This window comes from Corynebacterium sp. HMSC076C10 (assembly GCF_001812455.1).
Taxonomy (GTDB): Bacteria; Actinomycetota; Actinomycetes; order Mycobacteriales; family Mycobacteriaceae; genus Corynebacterium; species Corynebacterium jeikeium_D.
In genome coordinates, this window is sequence record NZ_KV809157.1 from 155974 (window position 1) to 174414 (window position 18441).

Here is an 18441-nt window from a genome sequence, read left to right on the forward strand (position 1 = left end):
ATGAACCGGCCGAGCGTCCCTCCGCGGGAAAGCGCCGCCAGGGTCCTCTGTCTATGCAAAAAGTAAAGGAATAAGTTTCCATGAACATTCTTGACAAGGTTGATGCAGCATACCTGCGCGACGACATTCCGGAGTTCCGCGCTGGTGACACCGTCGAGGTCGACGTAAAGATCGTTGAAGGTAAGACCGAGCGTATTCAGGTCTTCAAGGGCGTCGTTATCCGCCGTCAGGGCGGTGGCGTCCGCGAGACTTTCACCGTCCGCAAGATGTCCTTCGGTATCGGCGTTGAGCGTACCTTCCCGGTGCACTCCCCGAACATCGACGAGATTCGCGTTGTCTTCAAGGGCGACGTTCGCCGTGCGAAGCTGTACTACCTGCGCAACCTGCGCGGTAAGGCTGCACGCATCAAGGAGCGCCGCTAGTCTTTTGGCGCAAAATAATCCCCATCGAGTGTTGAGCTCGGTGGGGATTTTTCTATCGCGTATAGTCTTTTCCCATGACCGACGACGATTCTCGCGAACAGACTGACGGCCAAAAAGAAGACCGTACTGAAGGCTTGAAAGGCTTCCGGAAACTTGACGAGGAGCCTGAAAAGCACACTCCGTGGTACATCGAGATTCCAATCATTATCGTGATTGCCCTGCTCATCAGTGCTGGTGTGCAGTCCTTTATCGGCCGCGTCTATGTGATTCCATCCGAGTCGATGCAGCCGACGCTCAACGGATGCGCCGGGTGCACCGGTGACCGCATTTGGGTGGATAAGGTTTCCTACCAGTTCTCAGATCCCAAGCCCGGCGATGTTGTCGTCTTTAATGGCCCGGAGTCCTGGAATAGTAACTACGTGTCACAGCGTTCTACTAACCCGGTGGCAAACTCGCTGCAGACGGTTGGTTCCTGGATTGGCCTTGTCGCCCCGGATGAAAATGCGTTAGTCAAGCGTGTGATTGCCACGGGTGGGCAGACTGTGCAGTGTCGCCCAGGAGATCCCGGCATCATGGTTGACGGCAAGATGACAGACCAGGATTTCATTAAAACTCCGGCAGACAAGCCAGTGGTGGATAATCTTGGCTCAGAGCAGTGTGGTGGCCCGTACTTCGGCCCTGTGACAGTGCCGGAGGGGAACCTGTGGGTCATGGGTGATAACCGCACCAACTCTGCGGACTCTCGCTATCACATGGGCGACGAGCTGCAGGGTACTGTGCCGCTGGATAACGTCGTCGGCAAGGTGCAGGCAATCATCCTGCCGTTTAACCGCATCGGTGGCGTCGATGATCCGGACATCCAGCACAACTAGGCAGCACAGTCTGCTCACGCCGCCGGCGCCGAAACTGCGGAGGCTGAAGCAGTCGCGCACGATAGAGGTCGCGCTGGCAAAGCGCGGCTTTGGACCTGTAGCCGGGGTCGACGAGGCTGGTCGCGGCGCCTGTGCAGGCCCGATAGTTATCGCCGCCTGCTGCCTTCCAGAACGCCCTATCGCAGACCTGGATAAGCTCACCGATTCTAAGAAGCTCACGCCGGCCGCACGCGAACGGCTCTTTCCGCTCATCCAACGCTTCGCCACCTCTTTTTGCGTGACGACGATCCCCGCGTCCTACATCGACAAATTCGGCATTCAGGACGCGAATGTCACTGGAATGCGCCGCGCGGTAGCCGGGTTGGGACAGCGTCCTGGCTATGTGCTTACCGACGCACTCAAAGTGTCTGGCTTCACGGCACCCTATTTGCCCGTGATTGGTGGTGATTCCGCTTGCCGATGTATTGCTGCTGCGAGTGTCTTAGCCAAAGTCACCCGCGACCGCATTATGGTTGACCTATCGGAGAAGTATCCGGACTATGGTCTGGCGGGGCATAAGGGCTACGGCACGGCATCGCATATGGAAGCGATTTCACGCCATGGCGCAACCCCGGAGCATCGGTGGTCATACCGCAATGTGCGCTTGGCACACGCGGAGTATCTTGAGCACCCCGAATAGACCAACATGTACAAAAAGAGCAACATGTAAACACTCGAAGGAGCCGTCGCGGTCGTGAGCGCAGAAGATCTAGAAAACTACGAGGCCGACGTTGAACTATCCCTGTACAAGGAGTTCCGCGATGTCGTTAGTCAGTTTTCGTACGTTGTTGAGACGGAGCGCAGGTTCTACCTTGCTAATGCTGTGGAGCTGATTCCGCACAACAGCGAAAACGAGGTCTATTTCGAGCTGCGGATGTCGGATGCGTGGGTGTGGGATGTCCATCGCCCGGCTCGGTTTGTCCGCTACGTGCGCGTTATCACTTTCAAGGATGTCAATATCGAGGAACTGGATAAGCCGGACTTGCGACTGCCGTAGGTTATCGTCGCCTGTCATCGCATGTTATGGCTAGCTGCTAACAGTTATCCACAGTCGAAAAATTATCCACAGTTAGGGCCCTCTGAGCATTTATCGGAGGGCCTTTGTCATGCCCGCTGTGCAAGAGTGTTTCCGAACCGCCAAGGCGGCAAAAGTCTAGGCAGTAAACCGCCAAGGCACAATTCAAAGGGGAACCGGGGGACCAGGGCGATGACACAGAGCTTTGAAGAACTAACCACAAGACAGCTCGGCGCGTTTGGGGAGGATTTCGTCGCCGAGATGTTGGAGGATCAGGGGTGGGAAATTATTGCTCGGAATGAGCGGGTGGGGCGCTATGAGCTCGATCTTATTGCTGAAGATGTTGACGGCAGGCTGCATTTTGTGGAGGTAAAAACGCGGCGCAGCTCGCGAAGTAGTCAGTTTGGGGACGGCAGAGAGTCCATCACAGCAGCCAAGCTTCGTCATTTGCGCAAGGCGGCGGCACAGTGGCTGTCAGAGAGTTCTACCAACTGGTTAGAGTCCGTAGTTATCGACTGCGCAGAAGTCACAGTGTCCAGCCCTTCGTCCGGTCCTCCAGTCGTTGCAGTTACGTACATTCCCGCAATCAGCGACGCGATCATGTGGGACTGCTAGATGACTGTCGGTACAGCTCTTGCAGTCAGCCTCAGCGGCATTGAAGGAACTATTGTGCAGGTGGAAGCCGATGTTGGGCGTGGCTTGCCGGGAATGTATATCGGTGGGCTCGGCGATGCCGCCGTCGGAGAAGCCAAACATCGCGTGCGCACGGCGGTTGCTAACTCGCAGTTGCCCTGGCCGAAGACAAAAGTCGTGGTGAGTCTGTCGCCGGCGCATATCCGCAAGCACGGCACTAGCTTTGACCTCGCCATCGTCTGCGCCATCCTTATCGCAACCAGCGATGACATGGAGGCGCGAGGTCGTCTCCGCCACACGGTTCTCATTGGCGAACTTGGGCTCGACGGTTCCATTCGCCCGGTGCGTGGAGTGCTGCCGCAGGTCCTTGCCGCCCGCGAGGCCGGTGCCCGTTGGGTTGTCGTTCCCGCCGCCAACGCCGCCGAGGCCGCGCTCGTCGACGGCATCGCAGTCTGCACCGCAGCCGACCTCACACAGCTATGGGGCTGGGTACTCACCGGCTCAGGTTTGACGACCGCGCTTAACGACGACCCCAGCGAACAAGCCTTCTCGGTAGACCTGGCCGATGTCGATGGCCAACCTGAGGCCCGCTTCGCCCTCGAGGTAGCCGCAGCAGGTGGGCACAATCTGTTCATGCAGGGTTCTCCGGGAACTGGGAAGTCCATGCTCGCTGAGCGCTTGCCCACAATTCTGCCGCCATTGCAGAAGTGGCAGCAGCTGGAGGTCACCGCGCTGCATTCGGTGGCCGGAGCGCTCGATACTGCGGACACTCTTATTCAACATCCGCCGTTTGTGGCTCCACATCACAGCGCGACTGTGGCAGCGTTAGTCGGCGGCGGTGCTGTGCCCAAGCCCGGCGCGATTAGCCTTGCCCACCATGGGGTGCTGTTCTTGGACGAAATCACCCTCATGCGCCCGGCGGTATTGGATGCGTTGCGGATGCCGATGGAAAACGGGGTGGTCGTCCACCTGCGTACGCACCATCGAGTGACCTTTCCGGCGAGAACACAACTAGTCATGGCGACCAATCCCTGTCGGTGTGGGGCGGCGTATGCCAGCGAATGCACCTGTTCTAGTACCGAGCGAGCCAAGCATGGTCGCGCATTATCGGGCCCGCTACGCGATCGCATGGATCTCAACGTTACGCTTAGTCCTGCCGGGGCCAAGCTGGGAATTAAAAACAAAGCACACAATGAGCCCTCCGCGGCCGTTCGCGATCGGGTACAGGCCGCACGTGACCGTGCCCGCCATAGGTGGCAGGCCCTGGGGCTTGCCGACGAAGCAGCCGTCACCAACGCGAGTGTGCCACGCTCGCTTCTCCGTCGTCACGCGGGCTTAGACGAAGAAGCGATGGCGTTATTGGACTTCCAGTTGAGGAACGGAGAGATTACCCAGCGGGGAGTGGACAAAGTAATCGCAGTGGCGTGGACGCTCGCAGATCTCGGGGGAGTAGACGCGTTTACCTTCGAGCACGTGCAACGTGCCTGCCAGCTGCATGACCGCGGGGGCGGCTAATACAACCGAACCATTATCAAGGGGGAGAAATGGACGAAATTCACGCGTGGGCTTACCTGAATCGGGTGGTAGAGGCGACGCATCCGCAGATTGTGCGGCTCGTGACGGAGTTTGGCCCGGTAGAGGTAGCGGAAAGGATCAAGGCTCGCGCCGGGCTGCCGGAAAGTCTGCTCAATACGACGCAGGCACGGGCCGACGTTGACCAGAGCGGCCACGATTTGGAGCTGGCGGCAGCGATGGGGTGGCGTCTTATTTATCCGGGGCACCCAGAGTGGCCGGGGGAGCTGCTGTCCTGCTTTACGACGCTCGAAGTCCGTGACCGCGCCGATGCACCACCACTTGCGCTGTGGGTGCGTGGCCGTGACTTGCGGGACGTGGTCAGTGAAGCGGTGGCGATTGTCGGAACGCGGATGGCCAGCAGCTACGGGACACAGGTGGCGGCCCAATTCGCGGGGCAGTTCGCGAATGCGGGGGTTAGTGTCATCAGTGGTGGTGCGTTGGGTATTGATGCCGCGGCGCATCGAGCTGCGCTCGACGCTGGCGGCACTACGGTTGTGGTCGGAGCCGGTGGTGTAGGGGTTGACTATCCGCGGGCGCATGCAGAGCTCTTCGACCGGATTGCAGAGCGGGGTGCGCTGATTACGGAGTATCCACCGGGGGTGCGACCAGCACGGCATCGGTTTTTGACTAGGAATCGGCTGGTAGCGGCTCTATCGCGAGCAACCACAATCGTCGAGGCGGGCTGGCGTTCAGGGGCGCGCAACACAGCGCACTGGGCAGTGAGGCTAAACAAGCCCTTGGGAGCAGTGCCGGGACCGGTGACGCTGCAAACTACCTCTGGCTGTCATGATCTAATCCGCAGTGGCGAGGCTGTCCTGGTGTGTAGTGCCGATAATGTGCGGTCGCTGTATCGGTCAGTTGGCACAGTGAATGAGGATGCTCAGCTTGAATTGTTGTGGGAAAAGTCGGCGGTGCAGAAGCTTTCTCGAAACGAGCTCGCTGTCTACGACTCTCTGAATTCTGCGGAGCCAACGCCGGTGGGAGAAGTCGCAGCGCAGGCGGGATTGGCCGTGGCGCTTACGACACATTTGTTGCTGGAGCTGCAGGGACAGGGGCTGACCAGTCGGGTGGAGGGTGGGTGGTTGCGCCAGGAACAGAAGCGTTAGTGAGGCGCTAATAAAGCCTTCTGCAGAGAATCTCGAAAAAATCTTGAATTAGGTATTGCAATTCTCTGTACGCTCAGTAATATAGGCAAGGCAAGCCTAAGTAACTGTTACGGAAACGGGCTTGTGACATGGGTGAGGCAATAGGGCAGTGGCTCTGGCGAAAGTCGGAGTCACTGCCTTTTTTCCGCTGTCTGGTGAGGTCTCGCGGTGTGCATCTACTAAGGTCAGAACCGTGAAGCGCGCAACCGATAACGACGACAGGACTGAGCCGGATCTCGGGTTATCCGCCAATATTGAGGCCGTGCTCATGGATTTTCTCGATGAGCTGACTTATTCCCGCAGGCTCTCTGGCGCAACCGTCCGTGCCTATCGAGCCGATCTCATCCCCCTCCTTGCCGGCCTGGACCACATCAGTGAACTCTCCACCCCTGTCATCCGTGCGCACCTCGGCGCGAAGCATGCGGAGGGTGCTGCGCGGTCATCGCTGGCTCGCTTAACGACGTCCATTCGCCAGTTCTGTAGTTGGCTCGTAGCTCGGCAAATTCTCGATGCTGATCCGTCGCTGCGGCTGTCAACGCCGAAGAAACATCAGCATCTTCCGGAAGTGCTCTCGCCGGAGAGGGTTGAGGAGGCAATCGAGAAAGTCTCCTCCGAGGACAGCGCAGTTGCGGCTCGCGACTTGGCCATTGTGGAACTGTTGTATGCCACCGGGATGCGTGTAGAAGAGCTGTGCAAGGCCGATGTCTCTGATGTGGACTTTTCCCGCCACATCATCTCGGTAGTGGGTAAGGGGAACAAGCAGCGCATCGTGCCCTTCGGTGCACCAGCGGAGGCGGCACTCAAAGGCTGGCTCCAGGTGCGTGGAAGCTTTCATGCTTCCGCACAGGCCGAACATGCGCTTTTTCTCGGTGTGCGTGGAGGTAGATTGAATCCTCGTCAGGCGCGCCGAGTTATTCATAAATGGGCTGATGTTTCACCGCATGCTCTCCGACATTCTGCGGCCACGGCCATGGTGGAAGGTGGCGCTGACTTGCGTGTGGTGCAGGAGATGCTCGGTCATTCGAGTCTGGCGACCACGCAGATTTATACCCACGTCTCAGCGGATCGTCTCCGTGAAGTACATAAGCGGGCTCATCCGCGCGCTTAATTGCGCAGGGTTGTTTAATTGCGTACAGGCTTGAGCACGATTGGTCTCCGCTGTATCAAATCCAGTGGGTTGAGATAGTCTTTGCCGCGCAGTGCGCCCCAATGCAGGCCCGGTTCGGGATGTTTGGCGTTGACCACAAGATGACCAATCACCTGGCCAGCGGCCACGTGGTCTCCCTTTTCTAACGTGGTATCTATGGGCTGATAGGTTGTGCGGATGCCATCGGCGTGCATGATTGACACGGAAGTCATTCCGGCGATCGAACCGGCGAAATGCACCACACCGGGAGCTGAGGCGCGGATTGGCTGACCCGGGGAGGCGTTCAGGTCTACTCCGCGATGTCCAGGCTGCCAGCGTTTTTCCGGTGGGGTGTAGTCGCGTAGAACTTTGCCGTGCACAGGGAAGGTATGCGCAATAGCGAATATTGGCTCGCCGGTAGCTGCAGGTGGGCTTGGGGGTGTTGTTAGCGCGACAGCGAGCACGAATAGCGCTAATGTGCGCATTAGCGAGCGCCTGAAACTCTGCTTGGTCGTCATGCGCGATAGTGTGGCGGACGCTGCACTCGTCGACAAGCGGCAGTGCATTGCAAACGGTTCTAGCTGTGGATGACTTCTTGTCCTGTGGATAGCAGGGCGTGTCAGATATTGCGACCTGCGCGATGTATCAGATAAGATGACGCTCGCGGTGTCTGCCTTAATGGGCGGTCATTAGCACAAAGACTACGCGCGCGACCCATTCCGGCTGGTTCACGGGTGCTCGGCAAGAATATCTGTCGGGTGTGAGGCAGCGGGGGAGCGCTAGGGCACAGGGAAAGCCTGTGCGTGAACTGTAACCACCTATATCGGATAAGAAAGGAAGGGAAGCAGCCGCAGCCCTAGTCAGGCTGGACGTGAGGATCTTCCCTGAATATGACATGGCTGTTGTATCCATGCGAGAACTGCTCGATGCAGGTGTCCACTTCGGTCACCAGACCCGTCGTTGGAACCCGAAGATGAAGCGTTTCATCTTCACCGAGCGCAATGGCATCTACATCATCGACCTGCAGCAGACCCTGACCTACATCGACGAGGCTTTCGAGTTCGTCAAGGAGACTGTCGCTCACGGTGGCAACATCCTGTTCGTCGGTACCAAGAAGCAGGCTCAGGAAGCCGTTCAGAACGAGGCAGAGCGCGTTGACATGCCATACGTCAACCACCGCTGGCTCGGCGGTATGCTGACCAACTTCGCCACCGTTTCCAAGCGCCTGGCTCGCCTGAAGGAGCTTCAGGCAATGGACGCTGCTGAGAACGGCTACGAGGGTCGCGGCAAGAAGGAAATCCTGATGCTGACCCGTGAGCGCACCAAGCTGGAGCGCACCCTGGGCGGCATTCGCGACATGTCCAAGGTTCCGTCCGCACTGTGGATTGTTGACACCAACAAGGAGCACATCGCTGTCGCCGAGGCTAAGAAGCTGGGCATTCCGGTTGTTGCCATCCTGGACACCAACTGCGACCCGGATGACGTTGACTTCCCGATCCCGGGCAACGACGACGCAATCCGCGCTGCTTCCGTGCTGACCCGCATCATCTCCACCGCTGTTGAAGAGGGCCGCAAGGCTCGCGCTGAGCGCGAGGCCAACGCTGCTCGCGAGGCAGCAGGCGACGCTCCGATCGAGTCCGCCGCTGAGAACACCGACCAGGCTGCAGAGATGGACGCCGAGGGCTCCACTGCAACTGAGACGGCATCCGCTGAGTAAAGCTGAACTTTCTAACCACCACAAGTTCTAACCACCACAAGGAGGAACGCCCAGCATGGCGAATTTCACTGCTGCTGACGTCAAGAAGCTCCGTGAGCTGACCGGCTCCGGCATGAAGGCTTGTAAGGACGCACTCGTCGAGACCGACGGCGATTTCGACAAGGCTGTCGAGATCCTGCGTATTAAGGGCGCAAAGGACGTCGGCAAGCGTGCAGAGCGCACCGCCGCCGAGGGCCTGATCGCTGTTTCTGGTAACACCATGGTCGAGGTCAACTCCGAGACCGACTTCGTTGCCAAGAACCAGGAGTTCATCGACTTCGCCAACAAGGTCGCCGACGCTGCCGCAGCAGTCAAGGCAAACTCCCCGGAAGAGCTCGCAGCAGCTGACCTCGACGGTCAGACCGCAGCTGACGCTACCCAGGAGCTCTCCGCAAAGATCGGTGAGAAGCTGGAGCTGCGTCGCGCCGCTACTCTCGAGGGCGACAACATCGCTGTCTACCTGCACCGCCGTGCAGCAGACCTGCCGGCAGCTGTCGGTGTTCTGGTTGCTTACACCGGTGAGGGCGAGGGTGCTGCAGAGACTGCTCACGCAGCAGCTATGCAGGTTGCCGCTCTGAAGGCTCAGTACCTGTCCCGCGAGGATGTCCCGGCCGACCGCGTCGAGGCAGAGCGCGCTGTCTACGAGAAGATCACCCGCGAAGAGGGCAAGCCGGAGCAGGCTATCGCCAAGATCGTCGAGGGTCGTCTGAACGGCTTCTACAAGGACGTTGTTCTGCTGGAGCAGCCGTCTGTCGCTGACAGCAAGAAGACCGTTAAGCAGCTCATGGACGAGGCTGGCGTTACCCTGACCGGTTTCGTTCGCTTCGAGGTTGGCCAGCACTAATTCGCTGTAATTTGTGCATAAGCCTCTAGCTGTGAGCTAGTTTAAATGCCCCACTCGGGAACCCGGGCGGGGCATTTTGCTGTCCTGTAGCCGATAAAGCGGAGCGTCAAGTGTGCCTTGCTGTCGTGACCGGGTAGACTCGTCTGCGACTTTTTAAACGGTGTGAGAAAGGTGCATGGTCATGGCAGAATCTGTCGAGCGCAATGGCTTCAAGCGTGTGATGCTCAAGCTCGGTGGTGAGATGTTCGGTGGCGGCAAGGTTGGCGTTGACCCGGACGTGGTGCAAAACGTTGCCCGACAGATTGCGGAAGTTTCCCGAAAGGGTGTCGAGGTCTGTGTCGTCATCGGTGGCGGTAACTTCTTCCGTGGCGCACAGCTTCAGCAGCGCGGCATGGACCGCGCACGCTCTGACTACATGGGCATGCTGGGCACGGTCATGAACTGCCTGGCTCTGCAGGACTTCCTCGAGCAGGAGGGCGTGGACTGCCGTGTTCAGACCGCCATCAACATGGCACAGGTCTCAGAGCCGTACCTGCCGCTGCGTGCTAAGCGCCACCTGGAAAAGGGCCGCGTGGTCATCTTCGGTGCAGGTATGGGTATGCCGTACTTCTCCACCGACACCACCGCCGCCCAGCGTGCCCTGGAGATCGGCTGCGAGGTGCTGCTGATGGCCAAGGCCGTTGACGGTGTCTACTCGGCTGACCCACGTGAGGTGCCGGACGCAGAGCTGTTCGACGACATCACCCACCGTGAGGTTCTGGAACGGGACCTGCGCGTTGCTGATGCCACCGCCTTCTCCCTGTGCATGGACAACAACATGCCGATTCTCGTGTTTAATCTGCTTACCGAAGGAAACATTGCGCGCGCGGTAGCCGGTGAGCAAATCGGTACTCTCGTCCACAGCTGATAAATTTGTTCGTAATACGTTCTTTCCACAGAGCGCTATAGAACTATCTAGAACCCGAGTAGAAACCCGAGGTTAAAAATACAATGATTGATGAAGTCCTGCTTGACTGTGAAGAAAAGTACGGTAGCTCCGTAGAGCACTGCCGCGAAGAGTTGACGCACATTCGCACTGGCCGTGCGAACCCGGCGATGTTCAATGGCGTTATTGCGGAGTACTACGGTGTTCCGACTCCGATTACCCAGATGGCTACCATTTCGGTTCCGGAGCCGCGCATGCTGCTGATTAAGCCGTATGAGCTGAGCGTCATGGGCGACATCGAAAACGCGATTCGCAACTCCGACCTGGGCGTGAACCCGACTAATGATGGCCAGGTGCTGCGCGTAACTATCCCGCAGCTGACCGAGGAGCGCCGTCGTGAGATGGTCAAGGTCGCACGTTCGAAGGGTGAAGACGCCAAGATTGCGATTCGCAATGTCCGTCGTAAGGGCATGGAAACTCTGAAGAAGATTCAGAAGGACGGCGACGCTGGCGAGGACGAGGTGCAGGCAGGCGAAAAGGAGCTGGACCAGGTCACCAAGAACTACGTCGAGCAGGTGGACTCCTTGGTTGAGCGCAAGGAAGCGGAACTGATGGAGGTTTAGGCCTTCATATTCAACCGGGAGAGGGGATTTGAGGCGCCAATGCCAACGTCGAAGCCAGCGTCCAATAAGGAACGTGTTCTAGACGAGCTACGGCTTATTAAGCCGCGTAACTCGGCAGGTCGGAACCTGCCGGTTGCAATTACGGTGGGCGTAGCACTTGGTGCAGTCGTCATCATCGGCTTGCTGCTGGGGGCGCTCGCCTGGACCGTTCTGGTCGCCGTGGCGGTTGGCCTTGCAACCTGGGAGGTCTGCGAGCGGCTCCGCGAGTCCGATTGGCAGGTCCCTCGCCCGGTTCTGATTCTCGGCGGACAGCTGATGGTGTGGCTGTCCGCCTACTGGGGGATTGACGGTCTGGTCATGGGCCTGACTGTTACCCTGATGCTTTTACTAGTCACCCGTCTGTTTTTGCACGGGATGGCTGAAGCACCACGGAACTGGCTGCGGGATGTCGCAGTCGGAGTTTTCGTGGTGATGTGGATTCCGTTCTTTGCGGCGCTAGCTGTGCAGCTGGTGCACATGGACAATCCCTGGGGAGTCGACCCACGTCTGGTCATTGTGACCTTCATGATCGGGGTGATTTCCAATGACGTCGGAGGCTATGCCGCCGGTGTCATGTTCGGAAAGCATCCGATGGCCCCGAAGGTAAGCCCTAAAAAATCCTGGGAAGGGTTCGGCGGCTCTCTCGTACTCGCCACTATTACTGGAGCGCTCTGTGCAATCTTTATGTTGCACGCGCCGTGGTGGCAGGGCATCGTGCTGGGCATCGCCTTGGTTATCTCCGCCACGCTTGGTGACCTGATGGAGTCCCAGTTCAAACGCGATCTGGGGATTAAGGATATGTCCTCGATATTGCCGGGCCACGGCGGTCTGATGGACCGCCTGGATGGCATGCTGCCATCAGCCGCGATGACGTGGCTGATATTGCAGCTTTTCAGCCTGGTTTAATTTGGCTGGTTCAGTCGGGCTTTAGTTGTCGCCCTTACGAATCTGGCGGCGCAGATCAAACATTCGCCAGCCACCGATTAGCGCAGTGATGAGGGCGCCGAGGATAGCAGCGAACAGCATTCCGACACCGACCGGGAAGTTCCAGGCCCAGCCGAACAGGTTTAGTGTGGTCTCCTGCTGATTCTGCAGAATGAATACAAGCAATACGATCAGCAAAACTGCACTGATGACCAGGCCAACCCACATTGAGCCCGCGGTAGTCTTTTTCACCTTGCGTCGGCCAGGGGCGGGCGCTGGCTCCGGTGCGGAGTCCTTCTCTGCGGGCGCGTCAACGACTGGCTCTGGAAGGTTGTCCTGCTCTGGTGCAGGAGCCACTGAATCATTTGGAGAGTACGACGGAGTATCGTCGAAAAGCGGACTGTCGTTATTCGGCTGATTAGCGTTAGTCATACCTATCATTCAACACGTTTTGGCAGGTATGTACCACTTGTAAAGGTCCACTTAGTTGCGGCTGCCTAGTCGCTCATTAGGCCAAAACCGTCATTACATGCGAAAATGGGTGCCATCATGGCATCTTCACTTCCAATCGTTCTTAAAGCTCCACGTCGCGGCATGCCCGCGACCCATTTTGCGGACCTCGATGTTGAGGAACGGAAGGCTGCGGTCAAGGAACTGGGCCTGCCGGCCTTCCGCGCCGATCAGATTGCCCGGCACTATTACGGTCGGCTTGAGGCTGACCCTATGACGATGACTGATCTGCCGGAAGCAGACCGTCAAAAGGTCAAAGACAGTCTCTTCCCACCTCTGTTGACCCCCGTGCGGCACATCACCTGTGACGACGGCGAAACGCGTAAGACTCTGTGGCGTGCAGGTGACGGTACGCTGCTGGAATCCGTGCTGATGAAGTACCCGGGGCGTGCGACCCTCTGTATTTCCTCGCAGGCGGGCTGCGGTATGGCATGCCCATTCTGTGCGACGGGTCAAGGCGGTCTGCAGCGTAATCTCTCCACCGCGGAGATTGTCGACCAGGTTCGTGAGGCCGCTGCCACGATGGCAGCTGAGGGCGGTCGTCTGACCAACATCGTATTCATGGGCATGGGTGAGCCGCTCGCGAACTACAATCGCGTTCTCGCCGCCGTCCATCGCATCACGCGGCCGTCGCCGGAGGGATTCGGCATCTCGATGCGCAATGTCACCGTCTCTACGGTCGGTTTCGCGCCGAACATCCGACGGCTTGCCGACGAGGACCTGTCAGTCACCCTCGCGGTGTCTCTGCACACTCCAGATGACGAGCTTCGCGACGAGCTGGTACCAATCAACAATCGCTTTACAGTGGCCGAGGTACTTGATGCAGCTCGCTACTACGCAGACAAGACAGGCCGTCGCGTATCTATTGAGTACGCTTTGATTCGCGATATTAACGACCAGGATTGGCGTGCAGACCTGTTGGGTAAGAAGCTCCATAATGCTCTGGGCTCACGTGTCCACGTCAACCTCATTCCGCTCAACCCAACTCCGGGTTCGAAGTGGGATGCCTCTCCGAAGAAGCAGCAGGAGGAGTTCGTCCGCCGCGTACAGGCGCAGGGGGTACCGTGCACGGTCCGCGATACCCGTGGCAACGAGATTGCGGCAGCGTGTGGTCAGCTGGCGGCCGAAGAGGTTTAGCCGACAAGTAGCAAAAAATCCGCACCGAATTCGGTGCGGATCTTTTTGTGCGCTGTAGCGCTATAGAGCTGTTGCTATAGAGCTGTTAGGCCAGACTTTCAGCAAAAGTGGCTAACTCTACTGGTTCTGGCCTTCCGGCAGGCGGTTCCAGGAGCGCAGCTGAGAGTCGGTCAGGTTAGCGTAGACGCCAGTGCCGTTTACCTGGTCGCGTGCCCACTCCGGCTCAATGTGGCCTTCCGGCTTGTTGTGACCGGTAACGGTGCGAACCTGAGAACCCTGCGGGGCGAACAATTGCAACAGCAGGCCAATAGCAATCAGGGCGGCGATGACGACCAGCCACCAGTTCTCGACGTTGCCCTTGTGGTTACCAATGGTCATGCCCAGCAGGAAGATTACGGAAATCCAGCCGGCCTTCTGCATAGCGCTCTTGCTAATGCCGTGCCAGCCCCACTTCGCCGACGGCTCGTCGAGGGTGCTGACGCCGCGGTAAATTTCTTCCTTTGGCTCGTGGTTGCTCACTTGAAAGTCCTCCTGTTAACACTTTCGGCGAATTGCACTCTATATGCACTTCAGTCTATCTGCGGTTTTGCTGAAAGCGACTGAGCGCATTTTCAGACAATCTTGAGTATCGGGTGTAAGGATACCTTAGAACTTGCTGAAATTGGGACTTAGCCCGGCCGGAAACTGTTCGCCGGTGTGCTCGTTTGCCCAAAGTGGGGGTAGGGTGAGCACTCGTGACATTTCTTCTTGGAGTTTTACTCTTCGCAATCGGCATCGCGGTGACAATCGCCCTTCACGAATGGGGCCATCTCACCGCAGCTCGCCTGTGTGGAATGCGAGTGCGTCGATACTTCATTGGCTTCGGCCCAACGCTGTTTTCCTTCAAGCGGCATCACGCTGCGGCAGGTGGGCATGACACCGAGTATGGAGTAAAGGCAATTCCCTTTGGCGGATTCTGCGACATCGCAGGCATGACGGCAATGGATCCCATCGCTCCTGCCGAAGAACCCTACGCCATGTACAAGAAGCCGTGGTGGCAGCGCATTATCGTGATGCTCGGTGGGGTGGCAATGAACCTCATCGTTGGATTCATCATTCTTTACTTCATTGCCGTGACGTGGGGTTTGCCCAACATGGGTAAGGAAATGGCGCCACGCATTCAGGCGGTGCAGTGCGTCTCGCCGGCACAGCGTGCCGACGGTACGCTGGAGCCCTGCACTGGTTCCGGTCCTGCAGAGCGCGCAGGGCTACGTGCCGGAGATGTGATTGAGAAGATCAATGGCACCAAGATCACGTCCTACCCCGAGGCTGTGTCTCTCATCGGTAGCTCTGCAGGTGGCGACATCAAAATGACCATCGACCGCAATGGCAGCACCCAGACGGTCACGGTCACCCCGGAAGTCGTCAAGCGCAAGACTAACGACGGGCAGGACATCGACCAGCCAGCAATTGGTATCGCCTTCCAGCGCCCAGAGACCATCCTCCACGAGTACAACGCAGTGACTGCCATCGGTGGTGCGGCCAGCTTCACAGGCAGCCTTTTCGGGGCGGTTTGGAACGGGCTGCTCTCCATTCCGGAGAAGGTTCCCGGCGTGGTCGCCTCTATCTTTGGTGCTCAGCGTGACCCGGCCAGCCCAATGAGTGTCGTCGGCGCGTCGCGTGCCGGTGGTGAATTGGTGGAGATGAACCAGTGGCCTTCATTCTTTCTGTTGCTGGCTAACCTCAATTATTTCCTGGCCGTGTTCAACCTCGTGCCGTTGCCGCCACTCGACGGTGGCCACATCGCCGTTGTTATTTATGAGCGCATCCGCGACCTGATTCGCAAGGCGTTCGGTAAGCCTGCGCTTGGGCCTGCCGATTACACCAAACTCATGCCAATTACTATGGCCTTTACCGCAGTTTTGCTGGTCTTCGGCGTTCTGGTTATGGCTGCTGACGTGGTCAATCCAATTGTGCTGAACCGCTGATAGCAGGTTGCGGCGCGCCAGCGTCGTCGTAAAGCAAAGCGGTGCTAACGTCAGCCCACATGGAACAAACTTCGCGCCGCAAGCCCCTGCTTCGCAGTATCTCGGCTGTGGCAATCACGGGTCTGGTGTTGTCATCCGCCGCGTGTACGCCGCGGCCTGACACCGGGCGCGAGGTGCTTGAGGAATTCCTTGGGGCGCTGGCGGGAGGGGATGTCGCTAAGGCGGCGGCGCTGACCGATCATCCGGATTCCGCTGAGGGGGATCTGAATGCGGCCACCGACGGCCTTCAGCCGGAGGGGCTTGACTATGAAATCGAGGGTATCGATACCAGCTCGAATCAGTCCTCGGCCGAAGTCACCATGAATTGGCAGCTGCCGCATCAGCGACGCTGGGGATATGACACCACTTTCACGCTGACCAAGACTGAGGCTGGGCAACGGGATTGGGCGTTGCGCTGGTCGCCAGCATCCCTGCATCCACAGCTGGGGCGTAATCAGCACCCAGAATTGCGCACTATCGCAGCTCCACGTCCGTCTGTGGTTGGTTCGGACGGTGCGGCCTTGCTTGAGCCGGGGACTGTGCACCGGGTAATTCTCAACCGCGATGGGGCGGAGAATGTGCAGTCGTCGATTAACCGGGCGGCGACGGTCATCAATAATGAAATGCCGGAAGATGGTCCGAAGCTCGACGCCCGAGCAGTGGGGGAGCAGGCAGCTGGTGGGAAGGGTAACTTTTCGCTGATTGTGCTGCCGGCATCCACGCCACAGCGAGTCAAGGATGAGCTCGCGGACATTGACGGAATTTCTGTTAACGATGAAGCAGCGATGGTGCGACCCGACCCGGGGTTTGCGCCTGATTTGATGAGCCGTGTGGAAAGGCTAGTGGACACTGGTGATCACGGTGCCGATGGCTGGAAGATCGTGGCGGCCAACGAGGGCGGAGCAGTCGTCGGCACGCTCTATGAGGTGTCTCCGGATGTAGCCCCGGCGGTGCAGGCATCGATTAGTAAAAAGGTGCAGGACGCAGCGCAGAAGGCAGTCGATACGCGGCAAGATGCGAAGGCAATGCTGGTGGCTGTGCAGCCGTCTACGGGCAAGATTCTGGCGGTAGCCCAGACGGCGGAAGCAGACAAGGACGGTGACCTTGCGCTGATGGGACAGTTCCCGCCGGGATCGACGTACAAGATTGTCACTGCCGCTGCAGGTGTGCAGCACGAGGGACTAAATGCGGGATCGACTGTGCCGTGCCCAGGTTCGATGGAAATCGGTCCGCGAATTGTCACCAACTACAACGGAAGTGGTGTCGGGGATACCTCGCTGAGCGATGCCTTCGCGCGGTCTTGCAACACCACGTTCGGCAACATCTCCCACAAGTTGGAACCAGGGCAGTTCAAGGAGGAGTCCAAGAACTTCGGCATCGGAATCAACTATCACATCGCGGGCCTCGACACTATTACCGGCAGCGTGTCTGACGGTAGTGATGAAGTCGAGCGTATCGATGCGGGCTATGGACAGGGCAATGACTTGGCCAGCCCGTTTGGCATGGCGCTGGTTTCCGCGACGGTGGCGGCCGGGCGCACTCCGACGCCGTCACTCGTGCCAAGCGCGGGAACGTGGCAGTCGCAGACGTCGAAGCCACTTCCACCTGAGGTTTTGAACGAGGTTCGCTCACTCATGCGGGCGGTGGTGACCTCCGGTACCGGTTCGGCCATTGCCGGACGCGGTGAGGTCTACGCCAAGACCGGTGAGGCCGAGTATGGAGGTGGCTCGCACGCTTGGTTCACTGGCTATCGAGATGACTTGGCCTTCGCCACGCTCATCGTCGGCGGTGGTGGATCCGAACATGCGGTGGCGATTACCGATGCCTTCTTCGCCAATATGGATGAAGGTTCAGGAGACGAGGGCTAGAGCATTTCTGGCTTCGAAACCGGCACAGGCCGAAAGGCTAATCCGGGGGTAGGGGTAGAGTATGTTCCATGACTCAGCGTTCTCCACTTACTCAGCAAAAGTCCACGCCAATTCGCACTGTTCCGGCACATATTGAACGGCCGGAGTACGCCTGGAAGGACGAGGTTCAGGAAGGCGTCGGCGAGCCGCTGGTACAGACTCCGGAAGATATTGAAAATATGCGAGAGGTCTCTCGCATTGCTGCCAACGCGTTGGTGGAGGCCGGCAAGGCCGTAGCTCCGGGCGTGACCACGGATGAGATTGACCGGGTGGTGCACGAGTACCTGTTGGATCACGACACCTACCCGTCCACGCTGGGGTACCGCGGTTTTGAGAAGTCGTGCTGTGTGTCTCTTAATGAGATTGTCTGCCACGGTATTCCGGATACTCAGGTTATTGAAGACGGCGATATCGTCAATGTCGACGTCACCGGATACAAGAACGGTGTCCACGGCGACACCAACGCGACTTTCCTCGCGGGCAATGTCTCGGAGGAGCACCTCCAGCTAGTGGAGCGCACTTACAACGCCACCATGCGCGGCATTAAGGTCATCAAGCCGGGCCGTGAGATTAATGTCATCGGCCGCGTAATCGAGTCTTACGCTAAGCGTTTTGGATACAACACCGTTCGGGACTTCACCGGTCACGGTGTCGGTACCACGTTCCACAATGGTTTGATTGTCCTGCACTACGATGAGCCGAGCCAGGACACTATTTTCGAGCCGGGCATGACATTGACTGTTGAGCCGATGATTAACCTCGGTGAGCTGCCGTACCACATCTGGGATAATGGCTGGACTGTGCAGAATGATGACTTCAAGTTCACCGCCCAGTTCGAGCACACGGTGTTGGTGACCTCCGACGGCTATGAAATCCTCACTCTGCCGGATGAGCAGAACGTGCCAGGTCAGTTCCAAACTGGTTGGAAGCCCGAGGCCTAACC

Annotated in this window: 20 protein-coding genes; 17 read left to right on the top strand and 3 right to left on the bottom strand. The window is 58.4% G+C overall.

Going from position 1 to position 18441, the window contains the following annotated elements; translation table 11 throughout:
• The first annotated feature begins 80 nt into the window (after nucleotides 1-80).
• From rplS to HMPREF2857_RS09735, 8 genes are all read left to right on the top strand, one after another.
• On the top strand, nucleotides 81-422 hold the full coding sequence (gene rplS, locus HMPREF2857_RS09700) for a 50S ribosomal protein L19 (RefSeq protein ID WP_070643998.1): 342 nt from the start codon (nucleotides 81-83) through the stop codon (nucleotides 420-422).
• A gap of 74 nt (nucleotides 423-496) precedes the next feature.
• Entirely contained in the window at nucleotides 497-1294 is a 798-nt protein-coding gene (gene lepB / locus HMPREF2857_RS09705) for a signal peptidase I (protein WP_070644001.1), read from the top strand.
• On the top strand, nucleotides 1269-1973 hold the full coding sequence (locus HMPREF2857_RS09710) for a ribonuclease HII (protein ID WP_210384791.1): 705 nt from the start codon (nucleotides 1269-1271) through the stop codon (nucleotides 1971-1973). The genes lepB and HMPREF2857_RS09710 overlap by 26 nt, the downstream gene beginning before the upstream one ends.
• 54 nt (nucleotides 1974-2027) lie before the next feature.
• Complete coding sequence (locus HMPREF2857_RS09715) at nucleotides 2028-2330, top strand: DUF2469 domain-containing protein (RefSeq protein WP_005509529.1); 303 nt, start codon at nucleotides 2028-2030, stop codon at nucleotides 2328-2330.
• Between the two features lie 210 nt (nucleotides 2331-2540).
• Nucleotides 2541-2963 (top strand): YraN family protein, encoded by a 423-nt coding sequence (locus HMPREF2857_RS09720; RefSeq protein ID WP_070644004.1) that lies wholly within the window; start codon nucleotides 2541-2543, stop codon nucleotides 2961-2963.
• A complete protein-coding gene (locus HMPREF2857_RS09725; RefSeq protein WP_070644005.1) occupies nucleotides 2964-4496 on the top strand; it encodes a YifB family Mg chelatase-like AAA ATPase in 1533 nt (510 codons plus the stop codon).
• 29 nt (nucleotides 4497-4525) lie between these two features.
• Nucleotides 4526-5662: a DNA-processing protein DprA gene (dprA, locus tag HMPREF2857_RS09730; protein ID WP_070644008.1), complete on the top strand. Its 1137-nt coding sequence runs from the start codon at nucleotides 4526-4528 to the stop codon at nucleotides 5660-5662.
• Nucleotides 5663-5954: 292 nt separating this feature from the next.
• The gene (locus HMPREF2857_RS09735; RefSeq protein WP_070644063.1) at nucleotides 5955-6809 is read left to right on the top strand and encodes a tyrosine recombinase XerC; all 855 of its coding nucleotides are present in this window, start codon (nucleotides 5955-5957) and stop codon (nucleotides 6807-6809) included.
• Nucleotides 6810-6823: 14 nt separating this feature from the next.
• Here HMPREF2857_RS09735 and HMPREF2857_RS09740 read toward each other — a convergent pair whose 3' ends face one another.
• Nucleotides 6824-7345 carry a murein hydrolase activator EnvC family protein gene (locus HMPREF2857_RS09740; protein WP_246819691.1) on the bottom strand — a complete coding sequence of 174 codons (522 nt, stop codon included), beginning with the start codon at nucleotides 7343-7345 and terminating at the stop codon, nucleotides 6824-6826.
• A gap of 377 nt (nucleotides 7346-7722) precedes the next feature.
• On the opposite strand from HMPREF2857_RS09740, the gene rpsB reads away from it, so the two are divergent.
• The 5 genes from rpsB (at nucleotide 7723) to HMPREF2857_RS09765 (ending at nucleotide 11920) form a co-directional block, all read left to right on the top strand.
• The gene (gene rpsB / locus HMPREF2857_RS09745) at nucleotides 7723-8544 is read left to right on the top strand and encodes a 30S ribosomal protein S2 (RefSeq protein WP_040360682.1); all 822 of its coding nucleotides are present in this window, start codon (nucleotides 7723-7725) and stop codon (nucleotides 8542-8544) included.
• A gap of 55 nt (nucleotides 8545-8599) precedes the next feature.
• A complete protein-coding gene (gene tsf / locus HMPREF2857_RS09750) occupies nucleotides 8600-9427 on the top strand; it encodes a translation elongation factor Ts (protein ID WP_070644010.1) in 828 nt (275 codons plus the stop codon).
• A gap of 181 nt (nucleotides 9428-9608) precedes the next feature.
• Nucleotides 9609-10334 (top strand): UMP kinase, encoded by a 726-nt coding sequence (gene pyrH / locus HMPREF2857_RS09755; protein ID WP_070603858.1) that lies wholly within the window; start codon nucleotides 9609-9611, stop codon nucleotides 10332-10334.
• An 83-nt stretch (nucleotides 10335-10417) separates the two neighbouring features.
• Nucleotides 10418-10975, top strand: coding sequence for a ribosome recycling factor (gene frr, locus HMPREF2857_RS09760; protein ID WP_038628675.1), 558 nt, complete (start codon nucleotides 10418-10420; stop codon nucleotides 10973-10975).
• A 39-nt stretch (nucleotides 10976-11014) separates the two neighbouring features.
• A complete protein-coding gene (locus tag HMPREF2857_RS09765) occupies nucleotides 11015-11920 on the top strand; it encodes a phosphatidate cytidylyltransferase (RefSeq protein WP_070644013.1) in 906 nt (301 codons plus the stop codon).
• 21 nt (nucleotides 11921-11941) lie between these two features.
• On the opposite strand, the gene HMPREF2857_RS09770 is transcribed toward HMPREF2857_RS09765, so the two are convergent.
• Entirely contained in the window at nucleotides 11942-12370 is a 429-nt protein-coding gene (locus HMPREF2857_RS09770) for a lipopolysaccharide assembly protein LapA domain-containing protein (RefSeq protein ID WP_241486359.1), read from the bottom strand.
• 117 nt (nucleotides 12371-12487) lie between these two features.
• Between HMPREF2857_RS09770 and rlmN the strand changes: the two genes are divergently transcribed.
• The gene (gene rlmN / locus HMPREF2857_RS09775; RefSeq protein WP_049189669.1) at nucleotides 12488-13585 is read left to right on the top strand and encodes a dual-specificity RNA methyltransferase RlmN; all 1098 of its coding nucleotides are present in this window, start codon (nucleotides 12488-12490) and stop codon (nucleotides 13583-13585) included.
• A 117-nt stretch (nucleotides 13586-13702) separates the two neighbouring features.
• Here the strand turns inward: rlmN and HMPREF2857_RS09780 are convergent, their stop codons facing one another.
• Nucleotides 13703-14104, bottom strand: coding sequence for a DUF2631 domain-containing protein (locus HMPREF2857_RS09780; protein WP_016422566.1), 402 nt, complete (start codon nucleotides 14102-14104; stop codon nucleotides 13703-13705).
• 215 nt (nucleotides 14105-14319) lie between these two features.
• Between HMPREF2857_RS09780 and HMPREF2857_RS09785 the strand changes: the two genes are divergently transcribed.
• From HMPREF2857_RS09785 to map, 3 genes are all read left to right on the top strand, one after another.
• On the top strand, nucleotides 14320-15552 hold the full coding sequence (locus HMPREF2857_RS09785) for a M50 family metallopeptidase (RefSeq protein ID WP_070546673.1): 1233 nt from the start codon (nucleotides 14320-14322) through the stop codon (nucleotides 15550-15552).
• Nucleotides 15553-15611: 59 nt separating this feature from the next.
• The gene (locus HMPREF2857_RS09790) at nucleotides 15612-17459 is read left to right on the top strand and encodes a penicillin-binding transpeptidase domain-containing protein (RefSeq protein WP_070644015.1); all 1848 of its coding nucleotides are present in this window, start codon (nucleotides 15612-15614) and stop codon (nucleotides 17457-17459) included.
• Nucleotides 17460-17527: 68 nt separating this feature from the next.
• The gene (gene map / locus HMPREF2857_RS09795) at nucleotides 17528-18439 is read left to right on the top strand and encodes a type I methionyl aminopeptidase (RefSeq protein ID WP_070595122.1); all 912 of its coding nucleotides are present in this window, start codon (nucleotides 17528-17530) and stop codon (nucleotides 18437-18439) included.
• Nucleotides 18440-18441 lie beyond the last annotated feature (2 nt).